Source organism: Neisseria dumasiana (assembly GCF_022870885.1).
GTDB classification, from domain to species: Bacteria; Pseudomonadota; Gammaproteobacteria; order Burkholderiales; family Neisseriaceae; genus Neisseria; species Neisseria dumasiana.
Window position 1 is genome coordinate 476,362 of record NZ_CP091509.1, and the last position, 22,555, is coordinate 498,916.

At 47.1% G+C, this 22,555-nt stretch carries 16 protein-coding genes, 2 tRNA genes and 1 pseudogene; 2 read left to right on the forward strand and 17 right to left on the reverse strand.

What is annotated here, in order from left to right:
• Positions 1-40 precede the first annotated feature (40 nt).
• The 12 genes and pseudogenes from csm4 to LVJ88_RS02215 all read right to left on the reverse strand — a co-directional run bounded on the left by csm4 (position 41) and on the right by LVJ88_RS02215 (position 13,681).
• A complete protein-coding gene (gene csm4, locus LVJ88_RS02160; protein WP_085418483.1) occupies positions 41-979 on the reverse strand; it encodes a type III-A CRISPR-associated RAMP protein Csm4 in 939 nt (312 codons plus the stop codon).
• 3 nt (positions 980-982) lie between these two features.
• Complete coding sequence (gene csm3, locus LVJ88_RS02165) at positions 983-1,693, reverse strand: type III-A CRISPR-associated RAMP protein Csm3 (protein ID WP_085418482.1); 711 nt, start codon at positions 1,691-1,693, stop codon at positions 983-985.
• 12 nt (positions 1,694-1,705) lie between these two features.
• A complete protein-coding gene (gene csm2 / locus LVJ88_RS02170; RefSeq protein ID WP_085418481.1) occupies positions 1,706-2,110 on the reverse strand; it encodes a type III-A CRISPR-associated protein Csm2 in 405 nt (134 codons plus the stop codon).
• Between the two features lie 2 nt (positions 2,111-2,112).
• Positions 2,113-5,067 carry a type III-A CRISPR-associated protein Cas10/Csm1 gene (cas10, locus tag LVJ88_RS02175; RefSeq protein ID WP_233127588.1) on the reverse strand — a complete coding sequence of 985 codons (2,955 nt, stop codon included), beginning with the start codon at positions 5,065-5,067 and terminating at the stop codon, positions 2,113-2,115.
• Between the two features lie 35 nt (positions 5,068-5,102).
• Positions 5,103-6,011, reverse strand: a pseudogene (locus LVJ88_RS02180) (IS5 family transposase); the annotation flags it as partial.
• Between the two features lie 626 nt (positions 6,012-6,637).
• Complete coding sequence (locus LVJ88_RS02185) at positions 6,638-6,889, reverse strand: hypothetical protein (protein WP_143773663.1); 252 nt, start codon at positions 6,887-6,889, stop codon at positions 6,638-6,640.
• Positions 6,890-6,904: 15 nt separating this feature from the next.
• Entirely contained in the window at positions 6,905-7,444 is a 540-nt protein-coding gene (locus LVJ88_RS02190) for a hypothetical protein (RefSeq protein ID WP_085418478.1), read from the reverse strand.
• Positions 7,445-7,446: 2 nt separating this feature from the next.
• A complete protein-coding gene (locus tag LVJ88_RS02195; RefSeq protein ID WP_085418477.1) occupies positions 7,447-8,448 on the reverse strand; it encodes a hypothetical protein in 1,002 nt (333 codons plus the stop codon).
• Positions 8,442-10,988 carry a type VI secretion system Vgr family protein gene (locus LVJ88_RS02200; RefSeq protein WP_085418476.1) on the reverse strand — a complete coding sequence of 849 codons (2,547 nt, stop codon included), beginning with the start codon at positions 10,986-10,988 and terminating at the stop codon, positions 8,442-8,444. Before LVJ88_RS02200 ends, LVJ88_RS02195 begins: the two co-directional genes overlap by 7 nt.
• Before the next feature lie 479 nt (positions 10,989-11,467).
• Positions 11,468-11,544 (reverse strand) — tRNA-Asp (locus LVJ88_RS02205).
• Positions 11,545-11,556: 12 nt separating this feature from the next.
• A tRNA-Val gene (locus LVJ88_RS02210) sits at positions 11,557-11,632 on the reverse strand.
• Between the two features lie 57 nt (positions 11,633-11,689).
• The gene (locus LVJ88_RS02215) at positions 11,690-13,681 is read right to left on the reverse strand and encodes a cation:proton antiporter (protein WP_085355741.1); all 1,992 of its coding nucleotides are present in this window, start codon (positions 13,679-13,681) and stop codon (positions 11,690-11,692) included.
• Positions 13,682-14,113: 432 nt separating this feature from the next.
• Here LVJ88_RS02215 and rho point away from each other — a divergent pair, with 432 nt between their 5' ends.
• Both rho and LVJ88_RS02225 read left to right on the forward strand, forming a co-directional pair.
• Complete coding sequence (rho, locus tag LVJ88_RS02220) at positions 14,114-15,373, forward strand: transcription termination factor Rho (protein WP_054599596.1); 1,260 nt, start codon at positions 14,114-14,116, stop codon at positions 15,371-15,373.
• A 74-nt stretch (positions 15,374-15,447) separates the two neighbouring features.
• The gene (locus tag LVJ88_RS02225; protein WP_085355789.1) at positions 15,448-16,797 is read left to right on the forward strand and encodes a deoxyguanosinetriphosphate triphosphohydrolase; all 1,350 of its coding nucleotides are present in this window, start codon (positions 15,448-15,450) and stop codon (positions 16,795-16,797) included.
• Between the two features lie 270 nt (positions 16,798-17,067).
• Here the strand turns inward: LVJ88_RS02225 and tgt are convergent, their stop codons facing one another.
• The 5 genes from tgt to LVJ88_RS02250 all read right to left on the reverse strand — a co-directional run bounded on the left by tgt (position 17,068) and on the right by LVJ88_RS02250 (position 22,550).
• Positions 17,068-18,183: a tRNA guanosine(34) transglycosylase Tgt gene (gene tgt, locus LVJ88_RS02230; RefSeq protein ID WP_054599597.1), complete on the reverse strand. Its 1,116-nt coding sequence runs from the start codon at positions 18,181-18,183 to the stop codon at positions 17,068-17,070.
• 81 nt (positions 18,184-18,264) lie between these two features.
• Positions 18,265-19,284: a pseudouridine synthase gene (locus tag LVJ88_RS02235; protein WP_085355742.1), complete on the reverse strand. Its 1,020-nt coding sequence runs from the start codon at positions 19,282-19,284 to the stop codon at positions 18,265-18,267.
• A 325-nt stretch (positions 19,285-19,609) separates the two neighbouring features.
• Complete coding sequence (gene scpB, locus LVJ88_RS02240; RefSeq protein WP_085355743.1) at positions 19,610-20,227, reverse strand: SMC-Scp complex subunit ScpB; 618 nt, start codon at positions 20,225-20,227, stop codon at positions 19,610-19,612.
• 2 nt (positions 20,228-20,229) lie between these two features.
• Complete coding sequence (locus tag LVJ88_RS02245) at positions 20,230-21,348, reverse strand: HNH endonuclease (RefSeq protein ID WP_085355744.1); 1,119 nt, start codon at positions 21,346-21,348, stop codon at positions 20,230-20,232.
• A gap of 2 nt (positions 21,349-21,350) precedes the next feature.
• Positions 21,351-22,550, reverse strand: coding sequence for a DNA cytosine methyltransferase (locus LVJ88_RS02250; protein ID WP_085355745.1), 1,200 nt, complete (start codon positions 22,548-22,550; stop codon positions 21,351-21,353).
• Positions 22,551-22,555 lie beyond the last annotated feature (5 nt).

Sequence of the window (22,555 nt, forward strand, 5' to 3'; positions counted from 1 at the left end):
TTTTCAGACGGCCTATCGTTTTATTGAGGCCGTCTGAATATTATGGGTTGTTGCCGGCGGGTTGAAACCGCAATGCCGGGGCGTAGCCTTGATGTACCGCCTGCGGCTGACCGGCGGAAATGCCGCCGATACCTTGGCCGACAAAGATTGTATCGGGTGCTGTGCCGCTCAACACGGCACCGGTTTGCGCCATTAAAATCGGCTTTTTAAACGGGCTGCCTGCTGTGGCCTGAATATTGCCGTGCCGCCCGAAGCGGGTTTGGATATTGTAAAAACTGTTTTCCGCATCAAAGCCTTGGTTTTGCGGGCAGCAAGGTGCTAATGTCCACACGGTATCGCCGCCGGATTGCTGATCAAATAGATCGGTGGTTTCCCATGCGCTGATGCTGAATTTGCCCAAGCCTGCACTGGCATCTCGTCCGTAACCGCTATAACCGATATTTCGGATAACTTGTTGCACATCCTCTGCTTTCAGACGGCCTTCATCCAACAATAGGTAGATTTCCCATGAGCTGCCTGCCGCATACCAGATTTGCTCGCTTTCGTAAGGGGTGAATTGGCCGCCGGCTACGGTTGTGTGGGTTTGGCGGTTAATGCTGTTATGGGGTTGTGCATATTCTCGTTGCAAATGCTCTGCAATATCGCTGCTGCATTTTGCTTGGTTCCGCCAAGTTTTACAGGGCATATCTAATGCGGATATAGGCAACCATTGTCGTTTCCTCAGTTTTTTTTGGTTAGTTTCGCTGTCTTCTTTCCAATAATAAGACGGCAAAGTTGGCAAAGGCAGATAACCCGCGGGAAAGGCATCGGATACAACCAGAAACGGCTTCTGTTCAGTATAACCTTGAAGGCATTCTGCCAACACGGTCTCGCCAAATTGCTCGACAATGCCCCAGCAGATTTGCCCGAATAAGGTGTCGCCTACCAATGGTGTGCCGAATGCGGTTTCGGGGCATAGTGTTAATTTGAATGCCTGCATGATTTAGTTTCCAAAAGGTTGGATTTGCGCGAAGTGTTCGCCAATGTCATCACCGTTGCGGGTCAGTTTGCTGAATTTGACTTTACCGTAACCGCGCGAACCCGAACCGCCTAAGCTGTCCCATTCTAAAAGTTTCAAACCTTGCAATAAAGTATCTATCAATTCGGTACCATCGTTATCAAATTCTTTGATGCTCAGTTTGAATTTAAACTCTGCACCGGCCGGCACGCGCTCGGTTTGGCGCGGATGTTCGGCAGTACCCGCAATACGGTTGATGCGGTTTTCGCTTTTTACTTCGGTAAACGGCACATTATCATTGCGTAAACGCTCGGCATACTCAGGGCAAAGATTGCAATCCCAAAATGAAACACGGGTATGACCGATTTCTTTTTGGAGACTTTCATCTTGCGTGCCACCACTCACTCCGAATAATTGCAGAATATGTTTCACGGCTTGTTTTTGACTGCCTTGCGAATGTTCGTATTCTTTCTCGCTTAAAGGGGCTTCCTGTACGGCACCGCTTTTCCATTCAAGTAAACTACGGATTTTGCCTTTCAGGCTGCTGCCGGGAATATAAGGCTCGCCGCTGACCGGATGCTTCATCACTGTATTGTCAATGCCGCCGATATGGATTTCGCCGTCACCCGCACCGATATGCAAACCTGTTTCTAAAACAAGCGTGGCTTCTAAGATATGGATTTGTTTTAACTGCATAGTGGTTCTCCCTTATTTCTGTTCACTGGCTTTACGGAAACCCAAAACGGCTTCAAAAAATAATTTGGCGTGTTTTAAAGTTTCCGGGCTGTTAATTTGGCTGATGATTCTGTTAAACACATCGACAAAGTTTTTATCCACATGGCCGCGCCCTTGAGAATAAGCAGCCTTAGCTTTCAACATATGGATAAACGGTGCGGCCTGGCGGTAAGCTTCGCTTCGCTCGCTTGCATGGAAAACCTTGTCGTGCCACATTACCAGCTCATCATAAAATTTGCGCAACTGAGTGGATTTGTTGACATCCGCCACTCTTCCGCGTTCGTTCGGGAGAGGGCTGATAAAATCTGCCGTTTCCTGAGCCACCTCGGAAAAAATATTCTCTGCCAGACTATCCAGCTTAATTAGGTTCAGATTCATCTCTATCTCGCTCTTAATAAATAAAAATGGTTAAACAGGGGAATACGGTATTTACTGCCTAATTTTTCAATGCCGTTTTGATAAAAAGCTTCAGTAAGCCGGTTATACGCGTTTTGCTTGGCTTCTTTGCCAATGATGTTTTTCTGCATATTCACATAACGACGTGTGCGGTAGACAAAGCGGCTGCGCCACATGCCTGCAACAGCAATATCTACAGAAGCGCTTGCGTCTTTTTCTTTTTGTGCGGCATCACAAAACTCCAGCATGGCATAGATATAACCTGTACTTAAACCGTAATCCGTTTTCAAACTGCTGATTTGCTCTTGTGCGGCCATAATATCTTTCCAGCCCGACCAAGCCAGAGTTTCACCATATACGGATATAGCATTTTTACTGTGACAGGCACTTTGATAGGCTTTTGCCTGTTCTAAAGCTTCTTCAGCATAAGCAGATAATTTACGCAAAGGCAGGCCGGGTTTGCTGACGGCAATGCCAGCACTGAAAGTTATGCCCTTATTTTCCGCCACATAGATTTGGAACTTTTCCCGCATCTCTGCCGCCAGTTTTTGCGTTTGTAGCCAGGGGCCAATCAGAAAAAAGTCATCGCCTCCGGCAAAAACGGTATAAATATTAGGATAATTTTGAGCGCAATAAGCAGGCAGCCACAGGCTGAAAAAGTGGTTCATCTGCCGAGATAATGCCGCCATTTTGGCAAAGGTCGGCTCTTTCAAACCTTGTTGAAAAATGGTACCTAAATTGTCGATATCGCCTTTAAGGGTAGCAATAGCGATTTTCCCGATAAAATCACCATCTTTATACTGCCGTTCTTCGCAAGCCAAATGATTGAAGGTTTTGGGATTGCCTACTTTAATTTCAGATACGTCATCCGCTTCTTTCAAACTGCCATATTTATCCTCCAGCCATTCGTCGCCTTCGCTAAAACACGGCACATATGCATTGATATAGCGGCGGGCATAGCCGTGCCATAAAGGCCGGCTGATTTCAGGTAAGCTAAAGTCCCAACAGCGCAGCAGCTTGCCTGATTGTGCTTCTGCTCCGAATTTGCCACTCAGCTCCTCTTCTTCAGTAAATGCAATATGGAAGCCGAAAATAGGCAATTTCAATTTACGGGTATAGTTATCATGACGAATACTATCCGCTTGGTTAAATACCATTAAGCGGTCCTGTTTGGTAAGCAGGCTGCCAAGTGTGATTTGGTCGTCAGACAAATAGGCTACCGAGATTCCTTCTTTGTTTTCGAAATTAGCGGGCAATTGCTGATTATATTGGCACTCTTTATGAGCGGAATAATCTGCCGGCAAAATACATGGAGCATCACCGGTTAGCGCGAAACGTTGTAGTTTTGCTTTTTCCAATACGGCAAATGATTTTTTTACCAAATCAGCAAAACGCTTTTTATCGACAAAATCATTGCAAGATGCTTCTTGGTAAGCCAAACCTAAACCAACTTGCCCGTAAGTATGTTGTAAAAACCAATCATTGATTTCACGGCGGACTTCTTCCAGAGCCTGTTTCACATCATCTGTATTCGGAGCCACAATCATAAATTTGCCGGCCGCATTCAATACTTGCGAAGTTGGAGGCAGCTCACAAGCTTCTAAAATTTTTAAGGCTGCAAGCTCGGCAAACAGCGATACTTGAAACGAACGTCCGCGCAATAATTTGGCGGCACGTTTGTTGGTTTGGCTGCCTGATGCGAAGATAAAATTCTGAATACCGAAGAAATCACCTTGAATCAGCAATATTTTCTGCTCATCCCAATCACTTCGATCCCGCAAACGACTTGCATCGGATGTGCTTGTTTTGCCGCAAGCCTCATGCCAACGCCAAAGCGCCGCTGCCAAAGCTGCTGTGGTTTTACTGTGGTCGTAAAGTGAAACCTCCGGCTTCGTGCCGAAGGCCGTTGCCGATGGAATGGCTTGAGTATAGTTTTGCCAAAGCGTATCGAAATGATCTAACCACAGATGCCAATTCTTACGATGGGATTTAGGAATTTCGGAAATGCCGCATTGAATAAATTGCTCCCACAGCTTACGGTATTCTTCCTGTGCAGGCTCATTTTGGGCAGGTTCGGCCTCTAAACGCTTTTTCGGAAAAATATTTTCGGCAGATAAAGGCTTGAGCGGATAACACCATTGCAATTGATTAATGTCGTTTGTTACCAAGCTTTGATTATGGATGTCGATTTGCTCAAATAGGGTAAGCAAACGGGCTTGGTAATGGTTTTTACCGGTTTGCTGTTGCTCTCTTTCATCACTGGATTGGTTGTAATGTTCAAACTTTTCACGCTCGAAACCTGAAGCAACACGATCGGCGGTGGCAATAATCCATTGTAAGAATGTCTCAGGTTTATGGTGCATTGCAGAAGCATTTAGCAATGAATCGGTTTTATCTTCACCGCTACTTCTACCTGCAAACGGATACATGTCGCCTTTAATTAAATCAGGTACATTTTGCTCCAGTAAATCCCAAGCCAATGCAGTATAGGCCGCATGTTTGTGCGTGTAATAAAGCGGTTTCCCATTATCGATTTTTTGCGGACAATACATTTGTATATGTGTATTCAAAACCGAATCAGTCACATCCAATTTTGCCCGCTCAGCAAATTTCCCCAGATCATGCAGATAAGCAGCAAATGCTACTTTAGCTGTTGAGTCTCTCATGAATCCTCCATTTGTAACCAATTTCGCATGTTTAACATAAATATAACAAAAATAATAATAAGTAAACATAAAAACAAATTTGTTTTTGTGTTTGTAGTAATTGACGCTCAAATAATTATACTTATTGTAAGGGACATAGTTGTCGTAGCTATCAGGAAAAAAATAGATTATCTGTTTGTTGCCATTGATGATTTTTGAAAAGATCTGTATGTAAATATCGTGCATCACCGCACTTTCTACAAGGAGCGCGATTTTGTTTAAATTGAGGTGCATTGTTTACACTCTCTGCACAATAATGCATCGTAGCGATAGACTGCCCGGGCATGGCGGAATTTACGGTGCAGCGTACCAAAGCTTTGTTCGACCACATAACGGGTTTTCGATAAGTGTCGGTTACGTTTGGTTTGCGCTTCCGTCAGCGGCCGGTTGCGGTGGGATTTGCACATGATGCCGTCCCGCAGCTGATGTTCTCTCAGATGTTGCCGGTTTTCCATACTGTCGCAGCCTTTATCGGCATAAACAGTCGTGCCTTTGGCTAGGCCTTCCAACAAAGGCAGCAGGTGTTTGCACTCATGGGCATTGGCGGCAGTGATATGCAGTTTCTCAATGTAGCCTTCCGCATCGGTACGGGTATGTTGTTTGTAGCCCAGTCTGTATCGGCCGTCTTTCTTCACCCAACGGGCATCGCTGTCTTTACTCGGTGTGGTTTGGCTACTTACTTGTCCTTCGTCATCCACTTCTATGGCCTGACGTTGTTTGCCGCCGGCCGTCTGAATAATGGTGGCGTCAACGATGGCGGCGGATGCTTTCTCTACTTTTAGGCCCTGGTCAGTCAGTTGGCGGTTAATCAGCTCCGGTAGTTCGGCCAGGGTGTTGTCTTGTGCCGGCCGGTTGCGGTAGCGGCATAAGGTGCTGTGATCGGGGATGCTTAGTTCGTCAAAACGGCAAAACAGATGGAAATCGATGCGGGTAATGAGGCTGTGTTCGAGTTCGGGATCGGAAAGGCTGTGCCATTGGTAGAGTAGAACGACTTTGAACATGGACAGCAGAGGATAAGCTGGACGGCTGCGGTGGTCTCGAAGGTAACGGGTTCTTTGATGGTTGAGGTAATGTTCGATCGGTTGCCAATCAATCACCTGTTCCAACTTCAAAAGGGGGAAGCGGTCGATGTGTTTGGCAATCATGGCTTGTGCGGTTTGCTGAAAGAAGGTGCTCATGAAAAATCCCCTAAATGTCTTGGTAGGGAATTTAGGGGATTTTTTTGGGGGGATTTTGCAAAGGTCGCAAGCCTGTACGTCAACCGTCTTAACTCGGTTACCTTCAACAACCCCGAACTGGTACGCTATGGTTACGACAACCTTCAGCAAAGCTATATAAGACCACCGCTCCCGACGGTAGCCGTACCTAAATTGACTGCCACTAAATAATATTAAACCTGCTGGCTGCAGTCAATTCAATGAACCTGTCGGCTAGACAGCCGGTTATACCTACAACGCCTAGTGGCCCCTACTGCCGCCTTAACCCATTGGGTAAAACTGATGTAGAAAATCCTACCATTTGTTAAATTCTGAATAACATTCAGTTGGAAAAGCGCTACCATCATATCCAAAAAAATTTCATCATGAATCTTGCAAAAATGCATGTAACTATCAAAATGATCATTGTTTATGCCATTTTCGATATTTTTTGTCTTCATCTCAATAGTGAACAGTGTATTTGGAGAGAACCAAAATGAATCTTTAATATAAATAGAATTATCATTTACACTCACACATTTTTTATTTTCTTTATTAAATTCACAATTAACACTTGCAGCCTCCTTTTGACTATTTGGTTTAAATAGCTAACTTATAAGTACAGCGCTTGATATTGATTTTGTTAGTTTTCCGGCATATACGATGGTATTTTCCGTTAAATCAACCGGTTTAATAGCTAATCCCACTTCATCTTGTGAAACTGTAAACTTCACATCATTTCTGATCATGTAATGATCCACATGATCAGCTCTTGTCATAAATCTCCATATTCCCCATAAATAAAATGCTATTAAAAGCAGTAAAGGAATCAATAACCAACTTGTTTTAAATTTAGCCATTTCTACCCGTTACGGTTAATTTACTAATTGATCAGTTGTTTTACACTCAGATGGAAGTTTATCATCATCCTCACTAAAAAAAACTTGACCATTATTTCTGCAGAAAAATGTATAACTTGATCCTACATATCCTCCTACACTCCCATCATCTTCTTTACCTTGAACGCGTAGAAATAAAGCATAAATAGTTTTAGGTTGGAACCATGATAAATCATGAATGGTAAAAATATTATTATAAATACTTACACAACTATTACTTGGTGAATTGGTAAATAAGCAGTTGATTTCTTTTACTACCGAATCTTTCTCCATTTCCCAAAAAATAACGTCTTTATCTTCATCCTGAATTGCACCCATGAAAATCATTTTATCGGCAGATAATGAAGCAGTAGAAATCATCAGCTTCTTATCATTATCTTCTAAAAAAAATTTTACTTTAAGTGAAACATAATCTCGATGGGTATATCCAGTCATAAATGCCCACATTCCCCATAAATAAAATGCTATTAAAAGCATTAATGGAATTAACAACCAACGTTTTTTAAATTTAGCCATTGCTAATTCCCTTTCAGAACACGTTCAACTTTTTCTTTATACATATGCTTATGCTGAATATTTTTTTTATTAAAACTCCTAACTAGACTCTCATCTTTTTCAATAAAAAGAGCATAATAATCAGCAATTATTTCAGCTTGTTGTTCCAAATTATATTCTTCAAAACGACGCTGCCTGACTTCATTACCGATATTTCTTGGCGCAACATCGACATAATCATTAATGCTATATTCATATGGTGTAACCGCATCCGATAATTTATTTGCTCCTATTGAATCTAAAGCACCACTGATTCCGGTTGCGCAGGAGAGTACTGCTCCACGTGCCAAGACAAAGTCTCCTTTTTGGTATTGCCATATATGTGCCATTTCATGAACAAACAGGTGTTTTAAAGATCCACCACTTTTTTGAAGAGTGGAATAATCATCTTTATAAAGATGTCCCTCTCCTGTATACATTTCTCCATTAGGGGTCATTGCCCATAAAGGTTTATGTCCCGGCATAAATTTCTTCCGATGGATTTTTACTTTCTTATAGTCTATCTTATCCCCAAATATCGGATATAGCATTTTAATTTCCCCGTTGGTTAATCCCCTCGTTTTAATATTGGTAATTGATACCTGAGTCTTCTTTTCTTGTCCTCTGCCGTCGGAAGACTCAAAGTAATCCAAAGTGGCTTCCAGCAATTCCGGTTTTACCTTTTCCGTCGTAAACTCAGATAGATGATAAGGAATGTAAAAAGGATGTTTGCGTACCGGAATCATCTTTCCGCCCACGTTTTTATACAGCATAATTTCTTTAACATACCGTGGTGCTGCTGCCAAGGGTATCGGGCGTGTTGTCTTATGAGGGCCTATTATCAGATTATTTTTTACAGGTTGCTTTTTTACATCCAAAATAATACTGCCTTTAGTGTCATGTACCTTGACATCATAAAAAAGGCTGTTTATTTGGGCATTGGTACGTATTTTTGCATAGATGTGAAATGTAATCATATTTACCATTTGCATTCCTTGCTGTTTAAATTTTCTGCTTTTATCGGTAAGTTTTCTATCAATTGTATATCTGAAAAATCATCATTTTCAGGCATCAGATGGACTTTAATTTTTTTTCCCGGGTTATTTAAATAAAATTTTTGTGTAAATCCTTGTTCATCAGTTTTCCCTTCGATTACCTGATAATCTTCAAGAAAAGCGATATAGTTGGTATTCTTGTACGGAACTCCATTGTCATCAACAAACTGATACTCTAAATCGTATAGCTTATTTTCAGGAAATAATGGTAATACAGGAGAGTTATAGCTGCTCGGCCCCATCACCTGAAACCCCGCACACTTCACCCACACCATTTTCGGACAGCCCAGTTCGATGTTGCCGTCTTTAATCTTGATGTACGCCCCGCCGCTGGTGAGCAGGATTTCGTCTTTGGCCGCTACTATTACTTTTCCCGCGCTGCTGGTGATGGTGGCATCCTTGAGGGCATTGATCTGCATTTCATCATTCTGTGCCTGAATCTCTACCTTGCCCTGATTGGCCTGGAGTTTGGCGCCTTTGCTCTGTGCAAACAGGTTGACGCTTCCGACCGCATGGGCGGTGAAGTTGCTGCCGGCGCTGATGTCGGTGTCGCCGCCGCTGATATGGTGGATGTGTTGACCTGCGGTGTGCAGTTGGCTTTGCGGGGTGGCGCTGGCGATGCCGTCGGGGGCGGATTGGATGATGCCGGCGCGTTGCAGCTGTTTGAGGCTGTCGTTCAGACGGCCTGCCTGCTCTTCGGCCTCGGTGGCTTCGTTTTGGGCGGTGTGGGCAGCTTTATTGAGGCTTTTGGCTAGGGAGATTGCTTGTTCGAGCTGGGCGATGGCGGCATCCATATCCAATACCTGTCCCGAAGCCTGATTTTGAGCGTCGGTACTGATGAACAAACCCTTGCCCGCCCGCAATGCACCCCAACTGTCGGTACGCAGCTCGAAGCCTTCGCCGTTGTCGCCGCGTTTTTGTCTTTGGCTGTCGACGATATGGCCGAGGTTGAGCTGGGTTTTGCCGTATTCGGTCGCCAGTTTGATGTGTTCCTGTCCCTGTTTGTCTTCCATCCGCAGCTTATTATTGGCCCAAGTGCGGATAACGTTGCGGGTGTTCCAATCGGCAGGGACGTGGTCGGGGTGGGAACTGTCGTGCATCACGCCGCTGATATACGGCCTGTCGGGATTGCCCTGTACGAACGACAGCATCACTTCGGTGCCTTCGTGTAAGGGGAAGTGTTGGCCGTAGTCGGGGCCGGCATAGGGTTTGGCCAGGCGGATGGGGCGGCTTTCTCCGCCGGGGCTCCATTCGTCGAGGTCGAACGGCAGTTTGACGCGGTAACGGCCCATATTGTCGATATAGGCGTAGGTGTAGTTGCCGGGGCTGGTAACTCTGGCGGGTAGGCTGCCCTGAATCTTGGGTAGCGGAGTGATGCGTTCGGGGCGGAAGATGCTGTCGGCGGGGATGGCGGTGAAAGTATGGCTGTACGCTTGGTCGCGGCTGCCGCTGTGGGTGAGCGACACCGCCAACCAGCCGTTGGGCGCTTCGCTGAAGCTTGGGGCCGTCTGAAACACCAGGCCGGAGCTGAGGGCGGTGATGTTGCCGCTGCCGGATGCGACGATACGGCGGTTGTGGTTCAATTGTTGCAGTAAGGCCGTCTGAAGTTGCGCTTCTTCGGGTGTCTTGTGATGCAAACCCCAATGGCTGTCGCTGCCGAGTAAGACGCTGCTGTCGGTTTCCGTGTCCTTCGCCGTTACTTCGGACGACAAATCGGTATCGGCATCGCGGTAGTTGTAGTCACCGACGCGGATGGATTCGAGAATGGGATTGTGCTTCACCTGTAAGGCGAACACTGCCTCCTCGCCGACGCTCTCCAATCCGCCGTGGGGGCGGTAGGGATACGGATGACGGTTGTCGCGAAAATAATGGGCGGCATCGTCACCGAATACCGCCACATCGCCATATTGAGCGTTCTGCTCGAAGGCGTACCAAATCCCTTCTTCTTCGCACAGCCGGTTGATAAAGGCGAAGTCGCTTTCCTGATACTGGGTCACATATTCGCGTACACCGTATTCGCGGGAAGTGTTAAAGCGGAAGTCGACACCGGCAAAACCGTGGTGTTTCAGCAGCGACGAAATAATGTCGGGCACGTTTTGGTTTTGAAACAGCCGCGAAGTACGGTGGTGTTTCAATGCGGCGATGCGCGGTTCCAATACCATGCGGTAACGGGTTTCGTCCGCCGATACCGACAGCTTCTCACACGAAGTGATGATGCCACTCCACTCCTTCAACGGCTCGGGAGCCAACATCCCGTCAATCAAACCCAACGCATCACTACTTACCGGCGTTACCGTAAACTTCGCCGCTTGGTTGATGTAGGACGACAGCGGTAAGTCGGCATCGACTGAGGTGAGTTCGATGTCGATGCGGTAGGCCGTATTCAATGCTTCGGTGGCGGTGAAGCAAACGACGGAGAGGGAGGGAGCGAAGCGGGAGAAGCTGAGGTGGTAGGATTGGGTTTGGGTCATCGTGACACTTTCTCAAATCAGTAAAGCGGGATTGATGCGTTTATTTAAACTGAAATATATCAAATTAAATATTTATTTTCTATTTGCATATGACAAAAGGCCGTCTGAAATTTCAGACGGCTCTTAAAATGAAATTATCCATACAATGAGTTCCTGACTTGGCTGCAGCTACGCAAAAAAACGGCAAATGAATTCATTACACCAACCAGTGCACAAAAAATAGACTTTCAGTGCGATAAGCCTGGCAGAATCACTAAGGTTTAAACACAGCCGCTGCACCGGCGTAATCAAAATGCCGGGCGAGCGAACCTCCTCAAACGAGGATGGTTTTGGCCTAGTGACAAACGTATTGACTAGTGAAGATTTATATATGAAAAAAGCCAGTGATTGATCACCGGCTTTATGAGGTACACAATATGGTACATAAAACAGATATAACCCGAAATTCATTATATTAATTATCAGGTTATGATAAGAATTGGCGGAGTGGACGGGGCTCGAACCCGCGACCCCCGGCGTGACAGGCCGGTATTCTAACCAACTGAACTACCACTCCGCGCAGAAAACTTGGTGGGTGATGACGGAGTCGAACCGCCGACATTCTGCTTGTAAGGCAGACGCTCTACCAACTGAGCTAATCACCCGTGTCGTTGCGAGAACGTGATTAAACCAAATCTTGATGAAGGGTGCAAGCGGTTTTTTTAAGAAAATATGGTGTTTCCTTGTAGGCACCAGTTTTCAAAAGAAATTATTTTTTCTTTGTGGCCGGCAACAACCAGAATGTCGTTGGGCTCGAAAACAAAGTCTTCTTCAAAATCCTGAATGCGGTGGGTATGTCTGCGCACAAACAGCAGTTTGACGTTTAATTGCTGCGCAGGGAGATGTGCGGTGTTTTTGCCTACGGCATAGGCTTCGTTGGTCAGGGCGAAGGCATGGCGGATGATGTGGCTGTTTGTATCGTCGGAAGATTCGGAATCGTCGCTGCCGCTGAATAAATCGGCCACCATGGCATAGCGGCTGCGGCGGATGTTCATAATAATTTGGGAAACTTTCTGATAGGGCAGGCCGGATTGCAAAAGGGCGTGCGAAGCGAGGGCGAGGCTGGTTTCTTTGGTGTCGGACACCACCTCTTCGGCACCGATGCGGGTGAACTTTTGCAAATAATCATCGCTGATGGCGCGAACATGTACCGGCATGGTGGGGTGTGCGCTCATGATGTTGTCGAGTACATGTTGGGTTTCGTGCATATTGTTGAGTGTAACAATCACCATGCCGGCACGGCTCAAACCTGCGGCTTCCAATACTTCGCGCCGTTTGGCATCGCCGAAAGACACGGGTTCGCCGGCGCTGCGGGCGAGGCGCACGCGTTCGGCGTCCAAATCAAGTGCGTAGTAGGGGATGTTTTCTGCCGCCAGAATACGGCCTATGGTTTGCCCGCCGCGTCCGTAGCCGATAATCAGGGCGTGGTTGGATTTGTTCATGGCGGCAATCAGCATGTTTTGCAGGTCGACTGCCTGCATATCCCAGCTGGATTTCACTAATTTGCCGATGAGTTTGTCGCTGGCGTTTAAGATGAAGGGGGCGATAATCATCGACAGCAGTACGGCAGCGGTGGCGGCTTGTTCCAGTTCGGGCGACACCATGTTGATTTTTCCGGAAATAGCCAAAATAACAAAGCCGAATTCTCCGCCTTGCGCCAAATACAGCGAGGCTTTCAGGCTGTCTGCCGCAGAGTGTCTCATGCGGAAAGCGATGGCAAAGACAATGGCGGCCTTTAAAAAGATCAGCAGGCCTAGCAGGGTAAGTATCAAAGGCCAGCTTTCGGTTAATGCCTGTATGTTGAGTTTCATGCCTACGGTGATGAAGAAGAAGCCCAGCAAAATATCGCGAAACGGGCGGATATCGTCTTCAACCTGAAAACGGTATTCGGTTTCGGAGAGCAGCATACCGGCTACAAATGCACCCAATGCCAGCGACAAACCTTCCAATTCGGTCAGATAAGCCACGCCGAGCGTAACCAGCAGCACATTGATCATAAACAGCTCGGATGATTTCCGTTTGGCAACCAAGCGGAACCAAGGTGTCATGACCCGGCTGCCCACCACAAACAGCACGCCGAGCGTCAAAATCATTTTGAGTGCGGCCAAACCCAGTTCCAGCCACAGGTTGCCGCTGTTGCCGCCGGCCAGTGCGGGTAGAAGAATCATCAGCGGTACGACGGCGATATCCTGCATCAGCAGCACGCCCATCGCCATTTGCCCGTGTGTTTGCCCCAACTCGGTTTTTTCGGAAAGAATCCGGCTCACGATTGCGGTGGACGACATGGTAAGCGCGCCGGCCACGGCGAATGCCCAGTTAAACGGTGTGCCGGTGGCCATTAAAATCATGACGAAGGCGCCCATGGTCAGCACCACCTGCATTCCGCCCAAGCCGAATACCAATTTGCGCATGGCTTTGAGTTTGGAGAGTGAAAATTCCAGCCCGATGCTGAACATTAAAAACACGATACCGATTTCGCCCAAATAATCGGTGGTTTCGTTTTTCGGAATCAAATGCAGCATGCCCGGGCCGGCCAAAAAGCCCGCCAGCAGATAACCCAGCATGGAGGGAATGTTGTACTTGCGGCAAAAAATCACCGCAATCACGGCTACGAGTAAAACGATAACGATGGGTGCGAGGGAAATATGTTCCATGATGTTCGTCAGAATGAGAAGGCCGGTGGATTCAAGCGTTCAATAGTTGGTGCGCCTGAGTTTATTTTATAAGGATTATTATAGCCGTATCGTTGTATGCTGTTGGAAATAAGCATCAAAAAATAAACAGGCCGTCTGAAAGCAGCCGCAGCGGTAAAGGGGCGTATATGCCGTATTGTTAAAAACATAAGTTTTATAATCGACGGAAAACTGTAAACGGTTGTTTCAGACGGCCTGCGGGAAAGGCTCTGCGCTTAAATCCATTTGACACTTACCGGCGAACTCCCTAAAATGCCACCCCGACAAGCACCTTGTCGTTCTATCTGCCGCTCAGGCAACCGAATCCCCGATATATCTTGAATTTCAGACGGCCTTTCAAGCTTTTGCCGCCGCAATCAAAATATCTGTCAAAATCCATTTACATTAATCACTATGCACGTTTCTGAACTACAAACACAACACATCTCCAAACTTTTGGAAATGGCCGAGCAGCACGGCATCGAAAATGCCAACCGCCTGCGTAAACAAGACCTTGTTTTTGCCATTGTGCGCCAACTGATGAAGCAGGGCCAATCATTTACCTGCTCCGGCACGCTTGAGATTCTGCCCGACGGTTTCGGATTTCTACGCAGTTCCGATACTTCTTATTTGGCCGGCCCCGATGATATTTACGTTTCTCCCAGCCAAATCCGCCGCTTCAACCTGCACACCGGCGACACCATAGAAGGCAGCGTGCGCGTACCTAAAGACAACGAACGTTATTTTGCCTTGGTGCGTTTGGACAGCATCAACGGCGACAACCCTGAAGTCTGCAAACACAAAATTCTCTTTGAAAACTTAACTCCGCTTTTCCCCACCAAACAGCTCAAACTCGAGCGCGACATCAAAGCCGAAGAAAACATTACCAGCCGCGCCATCGATTTGGTTTCTCCCATCGGCCGCGGCCAGCGCGCCCTCCTGGTTGCCCCGCCCAAAACCGGTAAAACCGTGATGCTGCAAAACATCGCCCATGCCGTTACCGCCAATTACCCCGAAGTAGAATTGATTGTGCTGCTGATCGACGAACGCCCCGAAGAAGTAACCGAAATGGCACGCAGCGTGCGCGGCGAAGTGGTGTCTTCTACGTTTGACGAACCGGCCGCCCGCCATGTTCAGGTGGCCGAAATGGTGTTGGAAAAAGCCAAGCGTATGGTCGAGCATAAAAAAGACGTGGTGATTCTGCTCGATTCGATCACCCGCTTGGCGCGCGCCTACAATACCGTGGCTCCGGCTTCCGGCAAAATCCTGACCGGCGGTGTCGATGCCAATGCGCTGCACCGTCCGAAACGCTTTTTTGGTGCCGCGCGCAATGTGGAAGAGGGCGGTTCGCTCACCATTATCGCCACGGCTTTGGTAGAAACCGGCAGCCGTATGGACGACGTGATTTACGAAGAATTCAAAGGCACGGGCAATATGGAGCTGCACCTCGACCGCCGCATGGCCGAAAAACGCCTGTTCCCCGCCATTAACATCAACAAATCCGGCACGCGCCGCGAAGAGTTGCTGGTGCCGAACGACCAGCTTCAACGCATGTGGCTGCTGCGCAAATTCCTGCATCCGATGGACGAAATCGAAGCCACCGAGTTTTTGGTCGGCAAGCTCAAAGATTCCAAAGACAACAACGATTTCTTTGAATTGATGCGCGGTAAATAACCCACACCCGAAGGCCGTCTGAAAAGGTTCAGACGGCCTTCTTATCCATAAAGACCCCATTGCTTATGAACGTAATGAATTGGCAGCAACTGCTCTCCCCCCAACGCTTCCGCATGAAAGACGGTGAAATCGTGCCCACGGTAACACCGTCCACCCAAGAGGGCGCGGATGCCCTGCGTACCGATTTCCATATCGACTACGACCGCGTGGTGTTCTCCGGCGCATTCCGCCGTTTGGGGCGCAAAACGCAGGTTCATCCGTTTGCCGAACATGACCATACCCATAACCGCCTGACCCACAGCGTGGAAGTGGCCAGCGTTGGCCGCAGCTTGGGCAACCGCGTCGGCGTGATGATGCAGGCGGGCGGTTTTCTGCCGCAGGGCAATACGCCGAGCGACATCGGCGCAGTGGTTCAGGTGGCCTGTTTGGCGCATGATTTGGGCAATCCCCCGTTCGGGCACACCGGCGAAGATGCGTTGCGCGACTGGTTCCGCAACCCTGCCCACAGCGTTTATCTGGAAACCTTGGCCGAAGGCGAGCGCAACGATGTGCAGACTTACGAAGGCAATGCCCACAGCCTGCGGATTTTGGCCAATCTCGAAATGTACCGCGGCAAAGGCGGTATGCGCTTAACTTCGGCCACCATCGGGGCTTTGCTGAAATATCCGTGGACAACGCTTGATCCCAACGGATTGAAAAAATTCAATATTTATCAAACCGAACTGCCTTTTATCCGTCGTGTGGCCGAAGAGTTGGGCTTGATTGAGTTGGGCAAAGACCGTTGGGCGCGCCATCCGCTGTCGTATTTGATGGAAGCCGCCGACGACATCTGCTACGCCCTGCTCGATTTGGAAGACGCGGTAGAAATCGGCTTGCTGGGCGATGCCGAAGTGGAAAGCATTTTGTCGGAACTCACCTTTACCGAAGCCACAGGTGCATGGCAGGCGCAAAACAGCCGCCAGCGGTGCGCCATGCTGCGCGGTATGGCCATCGGGCGGGCGGTTGAAGATGTGGCGCAAACATTCATGACGCATCAGCAAGACTTGCTGGGCGGCCGGTTTAAAGGACGGGATTTATTGGCTTTGTGCAGCCCCGAAGTGCAAAACACTTTGGAAAAAGCCAAAGAGTTGGCACGAACAAGGATTTTCCGCCACCAAAGCAAACTGATTACCGAAATTGCCGCCTTCCCGTGCGTCGGCTCGATTCTCGACCTGCTCGTTCCTGCTGCTTATGCTTTGGTTACGCAAGGGAAAGTGAGCGTTCGCCAATCGCTGGCTTTGGAACTGCTGAAAAACGACGACCCGATCAGCGCCGAAGACAGTCTTTATCAGGCTTATATGAAGATTTTGGACTTTGTCGGCGGCATGACCGACAACGCCGCCGCGCGGATGGCAAGGGAAGTATCGGGCATCGGCATGGTGTGATGGATGGGCAGCATTTTTTCAGACGGCCTCAATGCCGGAGGCCGTCTGAAATATAGTTAATCCACTTAAGTTTAATAACAAAACCGTCATACTCGGGTTTGACCAGAGTATCTTGAGTTTCAGCAAATTTAAGAGATACTCGGGTCAAGCCCAAGTATGACGTGTGTACTATTTTTAAGCGGATTCACTATACATAAAACAGGCCGTCTGAAAATTATTTTTTCAGACGGCCTGTTTACATATTGACGCAAGCGGCTTGTCGGCGGGCGTTTAATCCGTACCCCGTGCGCGGTTTTCGTGGAACTGCGCCTGCCATTCGGCAAACTTGCCTTGTTCGATGGCTTCGCGCATTTCCGCCATAATCACTTGATAGAAATGAAGGTTATGGATAGTGTTTAATTGCGCGCCCAAGATTTCGCCGGCTTTGTGCAGGTGGTAGAGATAAGCGCGGCTGAAGTTTTGGCAGGCGTAGCAGGTGCAGCTTTCGTCCAGCGGGCGGGTGTCGTGCTTGTGCTTGGCGTTTTTGATTTTGATGTCGCCGAAGCGGGTAAACAGCCAGCCGTTGCGGGCGTTGCGGGTGGGCATCACGCAGTCGAACATATCTACGCCGTGCGCCACGCCGTACACCAAATCTTCGGGCGTGCCGACGCCCATCAGGTAGTGCGGTTTGTGGGCGGGCAGCATCGGGCCGACTGCGCGCAACATGCGGTACATTTCGGGTTTCGGTTCGCCCACCGAAAGGCCGCCGATGGCCAAGCCGGGGAAATCGAATTCTTCCAAGCCTTTCAACGACTCTTCGCGCAAGTCTTCATACATCGCGCCTTGCACGATGCCGAACAGCGCATTGGGGTTGTTCAAATCTTCAAACGCTTTTTTAGAACGTTCCGCCCAGCGCAGGCTCATTTGCAGCGATTTACGCGCCTGCTCGTGCGTGGCTTCGCCGGGCGTGCATTCGTCGAGCTGCATGGCGATGTCGGAATTGAGCACGGTTTGGATTTTCATGGAGATTTCGGGAGACAGAAACAGTTTGTCGCCGTTGATCGGGCTTTTGAACGTGCAGCCTTCTTCGGTAAGCTGGCGCATGTCGGAAAGCGAAAATACCTGAAAACCGCCTGAATCGGTGAGAATAGGTTTGTTCCAACCGATAAATTGATGCAGTCCGCCGAATTGTTCGATCACTTCCAAGCCGGGGCGCAGCCACAAATGATAGGTGTTGCCGAGAATAATCTGCGCTTTGATGTCGTGCAGGTTGGCGGGGGTCATGGCTTTGACCGAGCCGTAGGTGCCTACGGGCATGAATACGGGTGTTTCGATGGTGCCGTGGTTGAGTTCGAGTGTGCCGCGGCGGGCGTGGCCGTCGGTTTTATGTAAGGTAAATTTCAACATGATGTTGTGTGTAAAAAGTCAATGTATCAAAGTAGAAGATCATGCCGCCTTGTGAGCAAGGCGGCGGAGAAGGCGGGGCAATTATCTGCGGCGGCGGGAGCCGGGCAGGGGCATGTCGGCCCATTTCATCACGCCCGCCACTTCGGCCGGATTCAGCTCGTAAAACTGGCCGCGTTTCAAGCGGTTGGGCAAACCGATGGGGCCGAAGCCGACGCGCACGAGACGGCTCACGGTTAAGCCGAAATGCTCGAAAATGCGGCGCACTTCGCGGTTGCGGCCTTCTTTAATGATCACGTTGTACCATTTGTTTGCCCCTTCGCCGCCTTGCTCGTAAATGCGTTCCACTTTGGCCAAACCGTCTTCCAAGATCACGCCTTCTTCGGTAAGCATTTTCATCTGTTCGGTGTCCAGCCCGCCCAACACGCGCACGGCGTATTCGCGTTCGACTTCAAAGCTGGGGTGGGCGAAGCGGTTGACCAGTTCGCCTGATGTGGTAAGGATCAACAGGCCGCTGGTGTTGATGTCCAAACGGCCGATGGCCACCCAACGGCTGCTGGCGGCTTGGGGCAGGCGGTCGAAAATGCTCACGCGGCCTTGCGGGTCGTCGCGAGAGACGATTTCGCCTTCTTGCTTGTAATAGAGAATAATGCGCGGCAGGCGGTCGGGCCATTTGAGCTTGATTACGTTGCCTTTAACGGTAACTTGGTCGTCGGGCGAAACTTTGTCGCCAAGCCGGGCGGTTTTGCCGTTAACGGTAACCAAGCCCTGCGTAATCCAGTCTTCCATTTCACGGCGCGAACCCACGCCCGATGCGGCAAGGGCTTTTTGCAGGCGCACCGGCTCGAAACTGTCTAAATCGACCCGTTTTTCTTTCAAATCGCGGGCGCGTTCCATGATTTTTTGATTGGGATTGCGCACCACCAGCTTTTTGGCGCGGGAAGCCTGCGTTTTCGGCGCGGCAGGTTTGCCTGCGGCTTCTTTTACGCCTGTTTTATTCTTAAGGCCGTCTGAAAACTTGCCTGTGTTTTTGCGGGAAGCCTTTTTCTTGGCCGGTGCGCCGTCGCGCAATTCACGTTTGCTTGAGATTTTTTTGGTGTTCACTTAAAAGCTCCTAACGCATTTTCCTGAAAAGAAAACGGTTCTTCTGCGGCTTGTGCGGCAGGATGGGTTGTTAAAAAATAAATTAAGATGGGTTTTCAGACGGCCTTTTGTAGGGTCGGGGCCGCCTGAAATTAATTCAACCGTAGGTCGGATACTTGTATCCGACACACAATGGTATGCCCGCGATTTTGTCGGATTCGAGAATCCGACCTACTGCTTACAGAGAGGCGGGATACTCGATTCAAGCCCGAGTATGACAGGTTTCAAGTAAGGCCGTCTGAAATTAATTTAACCGTAAGTCGGATACAAGTATCCGACCTACTCATTAATTCAGTACGGGCGGTTCGTTAAGCGGCTCGGTTTGCCCGGCTTCTGTTTCTTCGTCGCCGCTTTCGGCGGGTTCAATCAAGTCGGGCAATACCAGCTCGCCCAATTCGGTAAGCGGCGGCAGTTCTTCCAAACTTTCCAACTGCAAATCGCTTAAAAACACATTGGTCGTCGCCCATAAAGCAGGGCGGCCGATAGAATCGCGGTGGCCGATCACCTCAATCCAACCGCGGTCTTGCAGCGTTTGCATCACGTTTTGCGACACCGCCACGCCGCGTATGCCTTCGATGTCGCCGCGCGTAACCGGCTGCTGGTAGGCGATAATCGCCAGCGTTTCCATCACCGCACGCGAATAACGCGGCGCACGCTGTTCCTGCAAACTGCCCAACCGCTCGAATGCGGCTTGGGCAATCTGAAAACGCCAGCCTTCATGCGTATGCACCAACTGCAAAGCGCGGTTTTGCCAGCGGGTTTTCAAGTTCGCCAGAACATCGATCAGCTTGTCGGGCGACAGCGGCGGAACGCACAGCTCGCGCATGGTCTTTTCGCTGAGCGGTTCGGTTTGAGTAAGCAGCGCGGCTTCGATAAGCGCGTCGGGGGGGAGTTTGTCGGTCATGGTTATAAAAAATCTTCAATATTATCTTGAAATACATATTGTCGATGATATGCTAAATATTTTTCACGGCCCTCGGGATAAATACGCATTTTATTTTTTGCGTTGGGATTGATATTGAGCTTTTCCCAAGTATAAAGGCTTAATCGTGTTCCGCAAATTAATCGCCCATCATCTAAAAATGTAATATAACCTTGATCAAACAACCAATCATAAGTCGGTGTTAAAGCTAAACCGTTCAGATAATCCAGTGCTTCTAGTTCATTATCTTCTTTAATACAAGCCATATAAGGCTTAATGTGGCTGGCTATCAATAAAATTTCGTCTGTAATCAATGTAAAAGGACATTGTGGCATATGATTAAGTACATCTTTACGGTATTTTTGTTGTCCTTTTCTACCTACATATTTAATAATTTCTTGTTCAATAACCTGTTCAGGCTCAAAATTCAATGCTTCAGCTTTATCTGTTGATAAAAGTTGAGGATGAACAATAGAACGAAATTGATAATCCAAAAAAATCCTAAAATAAAATAATGGCTTGGAATTTTCAGTTTCCTGAACAGGTAATAATTTAAGAATCGATAAGTAACTAATTTTAGGTAAGACAATTTTACGCCAAATTGCCCAAATTTCATCATCAGAACGAATGTATCCTCTACGATAACCTTTAGTATTTTCTAAATGATCTGATACATCATAGATAGAAAAAAATAGATTTTCTACTTTTAAATTATCAATACTTTCAACATATTCATCATAAAATTTTGAAATATCATTATGATAGAGTTGCTCTTGTTTTTGATATTCAACTTTGGCATCAATCAAATAACGCTTCAAATTTTCTTTATTAAAAAAGCAATTTTGCTGAATAATAGGATATTCAGCTCTCTTTCCTTTAATGGTTCTTGTAACCCCCCAATTCTCATATTCAAAAAATGCCCTTAATCTACGTCCACTTTCATCAATATAACTTCCAACGTATTTGCGAGCTTCTCCATTGCCACCAAATATAGACAATTTATTATTACGATGAATAAAACTATCTTCCGCCCGTAAGTTTTGAATACTATCAATAATGAAATACTCTATATTTTCAATTGTGATTTTTTGATAATTCAACATTCTTATTCTCCATATTGAGTGATATCCATTTGTTTTAAAAGAGCAATCAAAACATCAACAACGATACTATTTCCGGCCTGGCGATACATCTGTGTATCGCTCACTAAAATTTTAAAATCATCACGAAATCCCATTAAACGCAAACATTCACGTGGTGTTAATTTCCGAATACGCCCACGATTATGTGTAACGTAATTATCCACACCTGCACGGTGCATTTTGTGCATTGTTTGTAATAATGGACGAGCAATAGATAAATCTGTTTTTGTGCTGGTTTTAAAATTTTTTGTTCCCTCAGCTAAAACATAATTCTTGATTTTGTCAGATAAATAATATTTTTCTTCAACATCATTGACATCGAAAATAAAATCATCAAATTCTGATTCACAGGCAGCCTGAAAAATAAAATCACCGTGCCAATTAAATTGTTGATTAGCTTTTTGACACAATGCAATATCTCCGTTGATTTGTGTATAACGTTTTTGCCGATTTTTTGAGCTAGTAACAAATTTTACGCCTTTTTCACGTAAAAAATATTTACTGTCTGTATAGTCTTCCAAAAAATCTTGCATGGTATGCTCTAATTTAATTTTTTCAGGAAACTGAAATCCATTTTTAAGTGGCGTGTGAAAACCCACCACAAAAATACGTTCACGATGTTGAGGAATACCATAGTCTTTGCTGTTCATCACTTGAAAATACAAATCGTACCCCAATGAATGAAAAACACTTTGTACCACTTCCCAAGTTTTTCCATTATCGTGATTGAGTAAACCTTTCACATTTTCATAAATAAACACTTTGGGTTGTACTTCATCAACTACACGAGCGAAATCATAAAATAATGTTCCGCGTGTATCCTCCAATCCTGCACGTTTTCCTACCATTGAAAAGGCTTGACAAGGACTACCACCAACTAAAATATCAACTTGATTTTTAAATGGTTTTGCATCAAATTGCGTAATATCGTTATGCCAAAATTTTTCATCAAGTGTATAGTTGCCAAGATAACTTTTTTTGACATTTGCATCAATATCGCCTGCAAAAATAATAGAATGATTTAATTTTAAACGATTAAATGCCTGTTCAATTGCACCAATTCCACTAAATACAGTAGCTAATCTGATGTGTGCATTGGGTTGCGAGAAAAGGTAATTTTTCCAACTTTTATCGTCGATATTAAATAAATTATTCGTATTCATATTGT